The organism is Ideonella sp. B508-1, assembly GCF_000333615.1.
Taxonomy (GTDB): domain Bacteria; phylum Pseudomonadota; class Gammaproteobacteria; order Burkholderiales; family Burkholderiaceae_C; genus Ideonella.
In genome coordinates this window covers 1-10,350 of sequence record NZ_BADL01000386.1, presented here as the reverse complement: position 1 = coordinate 10,350, position 10,350 = coordinate 1, and the positions used below count along the sequence as shown (strand labels likewise).

Here is a 10,350-nt window from a genome sequence, read left to right as displayed (position 1 = left end):
TCCACTACGCGCTGGCCGACGTTTTCACCGTCTGTGATGCCTACCACTGCTCGCTGATGGGCCCGACCGACCCCAACCGCTACCACCTGTGGACGGGCTGGGTGGGCAACGACGGCAAGGGCGGTGGCCCGGTCATCACCAATGCCGAAGCCGGCTACGACTGGAAGACCTACCCCGAGCGCCTGGAGGCCGCCGGCATCAGCTGGAAGATCTACCAGGACACCGGCACCGGCTTGACCGCCGACGGCTACTGGGGCTGGACCAGCGACCCCTACATCGGCAACTACGGCGACAACTCGCTGCTGTACTTCCACCAGTACCAGAACGCCGTGGCCGGCACGCCGCTGGCCGACAAGGCCAAGACGGGCACCGCCATCGTCAACAGCAACCGCGACCCCAACGGCCTGGTGACCCAGTTCCGCCAGGACGTGGCCAACAACAAGCTGCCGCAGGTCTCCTGGATCGTCGCCCCCGAGGCCTACAGCGAGCACCCCAACCACCCGGCCGACTACGGCGCCTGGTTCGTCTCGCAGTTCCTGGACGCCCTGACCGCCAACCCGGCCGTCTGGAGCAAGACGGTGCTGTTCATCAACTACGACGAGGAAGGCGGCTTCTTCGACCACATGTCGCCCCCCACCCCGCCGGCCAACAGCAGCCTGGGGGCTTCCACCGTCAAGACCACCAACGAGCTCTTCGCGGGTGACAGCAGCCACCCGGCCGGCCCCTACGGTCTGGGCATGCGGGTGCCGATGCTGGTCGTCTCGCCCTGGAGCAAGGGCGGCTGGGTCGACTCGCAGGTCTTCGACCACACCTCGGTGATCCGCTTCCTGGAAGCCCGCTTCGGGGTGAGCGAGAGCAACATCACCCCGTGGCGCCGCGCCGTGACGGGCGACCTGACCTCGGCCTTCAACTTCGCCACGCCCAACGCCAAGGTGCCGACCCTGCCCAGCACCTCGGCCTATTTCCCGGTCGATCTGGAGCGCCATGCCGACTACGTGGTGGTGGCCCCCACCAACCCGCAGCTGCCGGTGCAGGAAACCGGCGTGCGCCGCGCCCGCGCCCTGCCCTATGCGCTGCAGGCCAACGGCCACCTGAAGGCCGACAAGGGCCTCTATGTGCTGGACTTCATCAACGAAGGCCATGCCACCGCGGTGTTCCAGGTGCGCAGCCGCACCACGGCCGATGCGCCGCGCAACTACACCGTCGAGCCTGGCCAGGCGCTCAAGGGCCAGTGGGACCTGCTCTCGGCCGGTGCCAGCAGCTATGACCTGGCGGTCTCCGGCCCCAACGGCTTCCTGCGCCGCTACCAGGGTGGCGCGGCCAAGAGCGCGGTGCGGGTCGAGACCAGTGTGGTCTACACCCCGGTGCCGGGCGACGAGGGCGTGACCGTGACCTTCAGCAATGCCGGCAAGGCGACCGTGGCCCTGACGCTGGTGGACCGCTACAGCGGCCAGAGCCAGACGCTGAGCCTGGCCGCCGGGGCCATGCAGTCGGTCAGCTGGTCGCTGCACCGCACCTTCGGCTGGTACGACATCGTCGTGACCGCCGCCGGCGACAGCAGCTTCCAGATCCGCCTGGCGGGCCACGTGGAAACCGGCAAGCCCAGCGTCAGCGACCCGATGATGGGTGGCCTGAAGCTCAAGGGCTGAGCGCGCCCTGCACCGGTGTCGCGCGCCGGCTCAGTCCAGCGCGCGCAGCGGGTGGACCACCGCGGGCCAGGGGCTGGCGAAGAAGGCCGCCACCTGCTCGGGGGTCACGTCCTCCACCCGGGCCGGGTTCCAGCGCGGCTGGTGGTCCTTGTCGATCACCAGCGCGCGGATGCCCTCCACCGTCTCGCTGGCCGTGCCCGGACGCAGCTGGAAGCACTGGCGTACCAGGTCACGCTCCATGCGCAGATCGTCCGCCAGGCTCATGTGGCGGGCCCGGCGCACCTGCTCCAGCGCGACGGCCATCATCAGTGGCGAACGCTTGCGCAGCGCGCCCAGGGTGTGTCGTGCCCAGTCGCTGTCGTCACCGGTCAGCGAGGTGATGATGTCGCCCAGCGTGGGGCGGCTGAAATGCAGGTCGATCTGCCCCTGCAGCGCCGCCAGCCGGACCTCGCCAGCATGCTGTGCGCGTGCGCGCACCGCCGCCTCCAGCTGGGCGCCGCTGCTGCTCGAGCCATCGCCCAGCGCCTCCACCAGGGCCGGCAGAACGGCCGAGGGCAGCTGCACATCGGCCAGGCCGAAGGCGATGGCGTCGGCCGCGCCCAGCACTTCACCGCTCAAGGCCAGGTACTCGCCCACATGGCCCGGGCAGCGGGCCAGGAACCAGCCGCCGCCCACATCCGGGAACAGGCCGATGTGGGTCTCGGGCATGGCGAGCTTGCTGAACTCGGTCACCACCCGCAGCGAGGCGCCCTGGCTGATGCCCATGCCGCCGCCCATGCAGACCCCGTCCATCAGCGCGATGTAAGGCTTGGGATACTGGTGAATCAGGTGGTTGAGGGCGTATTCCTCGGTGAAGAAGTCCTCCAGCCGTGGATCGCCGGCCAGGGCCGCCTGATGGAAGAAGCGGATGTCGCCGCCCGCGCAGAAAGCCGGCGGCTTGCCCTCGCGGCCGGCGCCCTGCACCAGCACGGCCTGGACCGCCGGGTCCGCGCGCCACTGCAGCAGCACGGTGGTCAGGTCGCGCACCATGCCCAGGGACAGCGCGTTGAGCGCCGCGGCGCGGTGGAGGGTGATCAGGCCCAGCGGCCCCTGACGGCGGGCCAGCACCTGGCCACCCGAGCACAAGGCGGGCGAGAAATCATCGGAATGCATGCGAGCGTGTCTCCGGCCGGTCGATAGGCCGGCTCATCGCTGCATTGTGCCGTCGTCGAAAACGGGGGCGCTTCAGCCCCGTGCGACCGTGGCCCGGCTGCGCCACAGGGCCAGGCCCTCGTTGGCGGTCAGCGCACCCAGCACCAGCAGGCCGCCGCCCAGCACCGCCGGGGTGGGCGCCTCGGCCGTGCCCAGCCAGGTCCAGGCCACGCCGAAGACGATTTCGAGTTGGCCCAGCAGCGAGGCTTCCGGGGCCTTGAGCACCCGGCCGGCGGCCACCGCCATCATGCAGGGAATGGCCAGCTGCACCACGCCCAGCAGGCTCAGCAACTGCAGGTCATGGGCCGACGCCCGCAGCGGCCAGGCCAGAGGCAGCGAGATGGCGGCCGACAGCACGGCGCCGATCAGCACCGCGGCCGACAGGTCCTGCTGGCGGGCCGCGGTCCGGCGGGCGTTCACCTGCATCAGCACCCACACCAGGGCACTGCACAGCGGCACCAGCAGGGCCAGGCCCGTGCCCAGCAGATGGCGCAGGTCGCCGCCGGACACATGGGAGGCATGCATCCAGGCGATGCCGCCACTGGCCATGGCGATGGCCACCCAGGTGCGCAGCGGCAGTTGCTGCTTGAGCACGAAACGGGCGATCAACGCAGTCAACAGGGGCGACAGCGCCTCGGTGATCAGCACATTGGCCACGGTGGTCAGCGTGAGCGCCACCATGAAGGCGGTGTACATGACGCCCCAGCCCAGGCCGGACCACCACAGCACCGCCCCGCCCTGACGCAGGCTGCGCCACAGCAGGCTCGGGCCCATCTGCCAGGCCAGCAGCACGGCCATGGCCAGCGCATTGGCCGCGCTGCGCCAGAAGGTCACCTCGAAGGAGGCGGCCGAGTCCAGGTGCCGGGTGACGACCCCGGCGATGCTCCAGAGCAGCGTGGCCAGCACCATGGTGGCCACCGCGCGGCGGTGGCTCATCATGGGGGCCACGGGGCTCATGCGCTTTCGCGGGCGGCGCGCTTGCGGTCGTGTTCGCTCAGGTGGCGCTTGCGCAGGCGGATCGACTTGGGCGTGATCTCGACCAGTTCGTCGTCCTCGATGAACTCGACACCGTACTCCAGCGTCAGCTCGATCGGCGGCGTGATCTTGATCGCGTCTTCCTTGCCGCTGACGCGGAAGTTGGTCAGCTGCTTGGTGCGGGTGGCGTTGACGATCAGGTCGTTGTCGCGGCTGTGGATGCCGACGATCATGCCTTCGTACACCGGGTCGTTCGGCTTGACGAACATGCGGCCACGGTCGTCCAGCTTGCCCAGGGCGTAGGTGAAGATCTCACCGGCATCCATCGAGATCAGCACGCCGTTCTTGCGGCCGGCAATCTCGCCCTTGTGCGGCTCGTAGCCGTCGAAGATGTTGGAGATCAGGCCCGAGCCACGGGTCAGGTTCAGGAACTCGTTGGAGAAGCCGATCAGGCCCCGCGCCGGGATGCGGTACTCCAGGCGCACGCGGCCACGGCCGTCCGGCTCCATGTTCACCAGTTCGCCCTTGCGCTCGCCCAGGGCCTGCATCACGCCGCCCTGGTGCTGCTCTTCCACGTCGGCAGTGACCATTTCGATCGGCTCGCACTTGACGCCGTCGATGTCACGGAACACCACGCGCGGCTTGCCCACGGCCAGCTCGTAGCCCTCGCGGCGCATGTTTTCCAGCAGGATGGTCAGGTGCAGTTCGCCGCGGCCCATCACCTCGAAGACACCGTCCTCGCTGGTTTCGGAGACACGCAGGGCCACATTGCTCTGCAGTTCCTTCTGCAGGCGGTCCCAGATCTGGCGGCTGGTGACGTACTTGCCTTCCCGGCCGGCCAGCGGCGAGGTGTTGACGCAGAAGTTCATCGTCAGCGTGGGCTCGTCGACCTTCAGCATCGGCAGCGGGGCCGGATCGCTGGGGCTGGTCAGCGTGACGCCGATGCCGATGTCCTCGATGCCGTTGATCAGCACGATGTCGCCGGGGCCGGCTTCGGTCACCTGCACGCGGTCCAGGCCCTGGAAGGTCAGCACCTGGTTGACGCGGCCCTTGAAGCTCTTGCCATCCGGGCCTTCCATCACCAGCACGTCCATCGAGGGCTTCAGGGTGCCCTGGCTGATGCGGCCCACGCCGATGCGGCCGACGAAGGAGGAGTAGTCCAGCGCCGAGATCTGCAGCTGCAGCGAAGCGTCCGGGTTGCCCTGGTGGGTGGGCACATGCTTGAGGATGGTGTTGAACAGGGCCGACATGTCCGGACCCCACTGGGCACCGGGCTCGCCTTCTTCCAGCGAGGACCAGCCGTTGATGCCCGAGGCATAGACCACCGGGAAGTCCAGCTGCTCATCGGTGGCGCCCAGCTTGTCGAACAGGTCGAAGGCGGCGTTGATCACGGCATCCGGCTTGGCACCCGGCTTGTCCACCTTGTTGACCACGACGATGGGCTTGAGGCCCAGGGCCAGCGCCTTCTTGGTCACGAAGCGGGTCTGCGGCATCGGGCCTTCCTGGGCGTCGATCAGCAGCACCACGCCGTCCACCATGGACAAGGCGCGCTCCACCTCGCCACCGAAGTCCGCGTGCCCCGGGGTGTCGACGATGTTGATGTGGGTGCCTTCCCAGCTGACCGCGCAGTTCTTGGCCAGGATGGTGATGCCCCGCTCACGCTCGATGGCGTTGTTGTCCATCACGGTGTCGACGACCTTCTCGTGTTCGGCGAAGGTGCCCGACTGGCGGAGCAACTGGTCGACCATGGTGGTTTTGCCATGGTCGACGTGGGCGATGATGGCGATGTTGCGAATCTGACGGCTCATGGTGTTTCTTTCTGGTTGACCAGCAGGGCCTGCACCTCAATGGGGCTGAGCAGGCGGTCGGGGATCAGTTCACCGGCGGTGACATGGGCACTGCCCAGGAAGGTGGATGGGTTGGGCCCGTAGACGCGCACCGCCGGCATGTCGGGCGTCTGCACCTTGCGCCGCATCCCGGTGAGGAAGCGGCCGGCCTCGTCCATCGGCAAGCACACAGCGGGCCAGTCGGCGAGCATGCAGTCCGGGCCGCGCAGCAGCGCGTCCCGTCCGGCCTCGTCGAGCTCGGCGAGCCGGTCCAGCGTGACCGCATGGGCCACGTCCAGACCGCCGCTGTGGGTGCGCCTCAACCCGGCCAGGTGGGCACCGCAACCCAGCACCTCGCCGATGTCCTCGGCCAGGGTGCGGATGTAGGTGCCCTTGCTGCAACGCACCGCCAGTTGGAGGGTGCAGGCCACAGCATCCCAGCCCAGGATGTCGATGGCGTGAATGCGCACCTGGCGCGGCTCACGTTCCACCTCGATCCCGGCCCGGGCGTATTCATAAAGCGCCTTGCCGTCCTTCTTGAGGGCGGAATGCATCGGCGGCAATTGGGAGATCAGGCCGGTGAAGCGCGCGCAGGCGGCCTCGATGGCGGCCATCGTCACCTCGACCGGGCGCTCGCGGACGATCTCGCCCTCCATGTCGCCACCCACCCGGGTCTGGCCCAGGCGCAGGGTGGCGGCATAGGCCTTGTCGGCCTCCAGGCTGGCCTGGGAGAACTTGGTGGCCGCGCCGAAGCACAGGGGCAGCAGGCCGGAGGCCAGCGGATCCAGGGTGCCGGTGTGCCCGGCCTTCTCGGCGCGGAACAGGCGCTTGGCCTTCTGCAGCGCGTCGTTGCTCGACAGGCCCAACGGCTTGTCGAGCAACAGCACGCCATGCACCGGCCGGCGCACGATGCGCGGCCGCGGTGCCGAGACCGGGGTGTCGTTCATGACCAGCTCAGTCATCCTTGGCCCGGTTCGCGTTGGCCTGCTGGATCAGCGCGTTCAGACCGGCCGCACGCTCGGTGGTCTGGTCGAACTTGAAATGCAGCGTCGGCACGGTGTGGATGGACAGGCGCTTGAACAGACCGTTGCGCACGAAGCCGGCGGCCTCGTTGAGCGCGGCCTCGCTGGCCACCGGATCACCCACCAGCAGCGAGAACAGCACCTTGGCATGGGCGTAGTCGGGCGTGACCTCCACGGCATTGATCGTGACCATGCCGATGCGGGGGTCCTTCAGCTCGCGGATCAGCTCGGCCACATCGCGCTGGATCTGGTCGGCCACCCGGAAGCTGCGGTTGGGGAGACTGCGTTTGTGTCGCATGAATGTGCTCCTGCCAGGTCGGGCCGCTGAAGCAAAAACCCCGCCGGGTTCGGCGGGGTCTTGCTGCGAGCAGCGCCACCCGTTTTACAAGGTGCGTGCCACTTCCTTGATCTCGAAGATCTCGAGCTGGTCGCCTTCCTTGATGTCGGTGTAGTTCTTGAGCTTGATACCGCACTCGAAGCCTTCCTTGACTTCGCGCACGTCGTCCTTCTCGCGACGGACCGACTCGACGTCGCCGGTGTAGACCACGATGTTGTCGCGCAGCAGGCGGAACTTGGCGTTGCGGCGCACGACGCCGGAGGTGACCATCGAGCCGGCGATCGTGCCGATCTTGGAGGCCACGAACACCACGCGGATCTCGGCCATGCCGATGATCTCTTCCTTCTGCTCCGGAGCCAGCATGCCGGCCATCGCCGCCTTCACCTCGTCCACCGCGTCATAGATGACGTTGTAGTAACGGATGTCCACGCCATTGCCATCGGCCACCTTGCGGGCGTTGGCGTCCGCACGGGTGTTGAAGCCAATGATGACGGCCTTGGAGGCGATCGCCAGGTTGACGTCCGACTCGCTGATGCCGCCCACGGCCGCGTGCACGACTTGCACCCGCACCTCGTCGGTCGAGAGCTTGAGCAGCGAGGCCACCAGGGCTTCCTGCGAACCTTGCACGTCGGCCTTGACGATCAACGGCAGCACCTGGGCCTGGCCTTCGCCCATGTTGTCGAACATGGACTCCAGCTTGGCGGCCTGCTGCTTGGCCAGCTTGACGTCGCGGTACTTGCCCTGACGGAAGGTGGCGATTTCGCGGGCCCGGCGTTCGTCGGCCAGCACCATGAAGTCGTCACCGGCGGCGGGCACCTCGGTCAGGCCCTGGATCTCCACCGGGATGGAGGGACCGGCCTCGAGTGTGTTCTTGCCGTCTTCGTCCAGCATGGCGCGCACGCGGCCATAGCTGGCGCCGGCCAGCACCACGTCGCCACGCTTGAGCGTGCCCGACTGCACCAGCACCGTGGCGACCGGGCCGCGGCCCTTGTCCAGGCGGGCTTCGATCACGATGCCCTTGGCCATCGCGTCCACCGGTGCCTTCAGTTCCAGCACTTCGGCCTGCAGCAGCACCTGCTCCAGCAGCTCGTCGATGCCCTGGCCGGTCTTGGAGGAGACGCCGACGAAGGGGCTGTCGCCACCGAAGTCTTCCGGCACCACCTCTTCGGCCACCAGCTCGCTCTTGAGGCGATCGGGGTTGGCTTCAGGCTTGTCGATCTTGGTCATCGCGACCACGATGGGCACACCGGCCGCCTTGGCGTGGCTGATGGCTTCCTTGGTCTGCGGCATGACGCCGTCGTCGGCCGCCACCACCAGGATGACGATGTCGGTGGCCTTGGCACCACGGGCCCGCATGGCCGTGAAGGCCTCGTGACCCGGGGTGTCCAGGAAGGTGACCATGCCGCGCGGGGTTTCCACGTGGTACGCACCAATGTGCTGCGTGATGCCGCCGGCTTCGCCCGCGGCCACGCGGCTGCGGCGGATGTAGTCCAGCAGCGAGGTCTTGCCGTGGTCGACGTGACCCATGACGGTCACCACCGGGGCGCGCGGCAGGGCGTCGCCACCGGCGGCGGCCTCTTCCTCCTCGGAGAAGGCTTCCGGGTCGTCCAGCTTGGCGGCCAGCGCCTTGTGGCCCATTTCCTCGACCACGATCATGGCCGTTTCCTGGTCCAGCTGCTGGTTGATGGTGACCATCTGGCCCAGCAGCATCATCTTCTTGATGACTTCGCTGGCCTTGACCGACATCTTGTGCGCCAGATCGGCCACCGAGATGGTTTCGGGCACGTGCACTTCCTGCACCACCGGCTCGGTCGGCGCCTGGAAGGTGCTGGCGCGATCGTCACGCCCATCACCGCGGCGACCACCGCGCGGCGCGCGCCAGCCCGGTCGGTTGCTCGACAGGTCGGTGCGCGGCTTGCCCGGGGCGCCCCGCTTCTTGAAGTCGTCCGCGCAGCTGGAGGACAGCTTCTCGGACTTGACCGACTTCTTGTCGCCCGGCTTGACCGCGGACGGTGCCGGTGCCGCGGCCGGGGCCGGGTGCGCCCGGCTTGGCCCCCGACTTTTGAATGGGCCCTTGATGCCTTCCTTGCTGGCCTCGGCGGGGTTGGGTTCTTCCGGCTTCTTGGCCACCATGACCTTGGACTTGCGGGCCATCATGTCGCGGATGGCGGCCGCCTCGGCCTCGGCACGCTTGCGGCGCTCGGCCAGATCGGCCAGACGCTTGGCTTCCTCGGCATCCTGGCCCGCCGACGCCTTCACCACGCGCAGCGCGGGCTTGGGGGCCGGCGCAGGCTCCGGCGCAGCCAGGGGGGCCGCGGGTGCAGCTGCCACGGGCGCCGGGGCAGGCGCGGCCTCGGCGCTGGCCTGGCTGGCGGCAGCTTCGGCGGCCGCCTTGGCTTGGGCCGCAGCAGCGGCCTCGGCGGCGGCCTTGGCTTCGGCTTCGGCGGCAGCCTTGGCAGCCGCCGCTTCGGCAGCGGCCTTGGCGGCAGCCTCGCGCTCCAGGCGCTCCTGCTCCTCGCGCTGACGGCGCTTCTCGGCCAGTTCCTCTTCCTGCTGACGGATCAGCTCGGCCTGGCGGCGGGCTTCTTCCTCGCGACGGGCGAGTTCGGCTTCCTCCGCAGCGGCGGTGTCTTCGGCACTGGAACCGCCGGGGACATCATCGCGCTTGATGAAGGTGCGCTTCTTGCGCACCTCCACCTGGATCGTGCGTGCCTTGCCGCTCGCGTCAGCCTGCTTGATCTCGCTGGTCGACTTGCGGGTCAGGGTGATCTTCTTGCGGTCGCCGCCAGAGCTCATGCCATGCGCGTTGCGCAGGTGCTCGAGCAGGCGCTCCTTGTCAGACTCGGTGAGCGAGTCTTCGGGCGAGTTCTTGGCGACGCCGGCCGACTTCAGCTGCTCGAGCAGCGTCGCGGCGGGCCTGCTCAGCTCCGCGGCGAGTTGGGCGACGGTGGTCACTGCCATTCTGGGATTCCTTGTCTGGGTACCGTGTGCGTAGATGCTCGTGTGGGGACGCTGGGGGTTCAGGCGTTGAACCAGTGCTCACGGGCCTTCATGATCAGCGCCTTGGCCTCGACGTCGTCGACTCCGGTCATCTCGACCAGCTCGTCAACGGCCAGGTCCGCCAGGTCGTCGCGGGAATTCACCCCCCCGGCGGCCAGCTTGGCGATCAGATCAGGGCTCAGCCCCTCCAGGTCGCGCAGGTCCTGGGACACGCCGCCCACGCCCTCCTCGCGCACGATCTCCATGGTGAGCAGCGCATCCTTGGCACGGTTGCGCAGCTCGGTGACGGTGTCTTCGTCGAAGCCCTCGATTTCCAGCATTTCCTGCAGCGGCACATAGGCCACTTCTTC

General features: G+C 68.4%; 8 protein-coding genes. 1 reads left to right on the top strand and 7 read right to left on the bottom strand.

The window, feature by feature from the left end:
- Positions 1 to 1,649, top strand: a 1,649-nt coding sequence (locus I73_RS15950; protein WP_022981530.1) for a phosphocholine-specific phospholipase C, incomplete at its 5' end; no start/stop codon positions are given.
- A gap of 30 nt (positions 1,650 to 1,679) precedes the next feature.
- On the opposite strand, the gene I73_RS15945 is transcribed toward I73_RS15950, so the two are convergent.
- From I73_RS15945 to I73_RS28345, 7 genes are all read right to left on the bottom strand, one after another.
- Positions 1,680 to 2,801, bottom strand: coding sequence for an enoyl-CoA hydratase/isomerase family protein (locus I73_RS15945; protein ID WP_022981529.1), 1,122 nt, complete (start codon positions 2,799 to 2,801; stop codon positions 1,680 to 1,682).
- A gap of 72 nt (positions 2,802 to 2,873) precedes the next feature.
- Positions 2,874 to 3,797: a DMT family transporter gene (locus I73_RS15940; protein WP_234409527.1), complete on the bottom strand. Its 924-nt coding sequence runs from the start codon at positions 3,795 to 3,797 to the stop codon at positions 2,874 to 2,876.
- A complete protein-coding gene (gene typA / locus I73_RS15935; RefSeq protein ID WP_022981527.1) occupies positions 3,794 to 5,623 on the bottom strand; it encodes a translational GTPase TypA in 1,830 nt (609 codons plus the stop codon). Before typA ends, I73_RS15940 begins: the two co-directional genes overlap by 4 nt.
- Complete coding sequence (gene truB, locus I73_RS28350) at positions 5,620 to 6,588, bottom strand: tRNA pseudouridine(55) synthase TruB (RefSeq protein ID WP_022981526.1); 969 nt, start codon at positions 6,586 to 6,588, stop codon at positions 5,620 to 5,622. Before truB ends, typA begins: the two co-directional genes overlap by 4 nt.
- A gap of 7 nt (positions 6,589 to 6,595) precedes the next feature.
- The gene (gene rbfA / locus I73_RS32685) at positions 6,596 to 6,961 is read right to left on the bottom strand and encodes a 30S ribosome-binding factor RbfA (RefSeq protein WP_022981525.1); all 366 of its coding nucleotides are present in this window, start codon (positions 6,959 to 6,961) and stop codon (positions 6,596 to 6,598) included.
- Positions 6,962 to 7,045: 84 nt separating this feature from the next.
- Positions 7,046 to 9,961, bottom strand: coding sequence for a translation initiation factor IF-2 (gene infB / locus I73_RS15920; protein ID WP_022981524.1), 2,916 nt, complete (start codon positions 9,959 to 9,961; stop codon positions 7,046 to 7,048).
- A 59-nt stretch (positions 9,962 to 10,020) separates the two neighbouring features.
- On the bottom strand, positions 10,021 to 10,350 hold a 330-nt coding region (locus I73_RS28345; RefSeq protein WP_040500512.1), incomplete at its 5' end, for a helix-hairpin-helix domain-containing protein.

Excerpts from the sequence above, each read along its gene's own strand:
- truB (WP_022981526.1), bottom strand. The coding sequence starts at position 6,588 with ATGAACGACACCCCGGTCTCGGCACCGCGGCCGCGCATCGTGCGCCGG.
- typA (WP_022981527.1), bottom strand. The coding sequence starts at position 5,623 with ATGAGCCGTCAGATTCGCAACATCGCCATCATCGCCCACGTCGACCAT.
- I73_RS15945 (WP_022981529.1), bottom strand. The coding sequence starts at position 2,801 with ATGCATTCCGATGATTTCTCGCCCGCCTTGTGCTCGGGTGGCCAGGTG.
- infB (WP_022981524.1), bottom strand. The coding sequence starts at position 9,961 with ATGGCAGTGACCACCGTCGCCCAACTCGCCGCGGAGCTGAGCAGGCCC.
- I73_RS15940 (WP_234409527.1), bottom strand. The coding sequence starts at position 3,797 with ATGAGCCCCGTGGCCCCCATGATGAGCCACCGCCGCGCGGTGGCCACC.
- rbfA (WP_022981525.1), bottom strand. The coding sequence starts at position 6,961 with ATGCGACACAAACGCAGTCTCCCCAACCGCAGCTTCCGGGTGGCCGAC.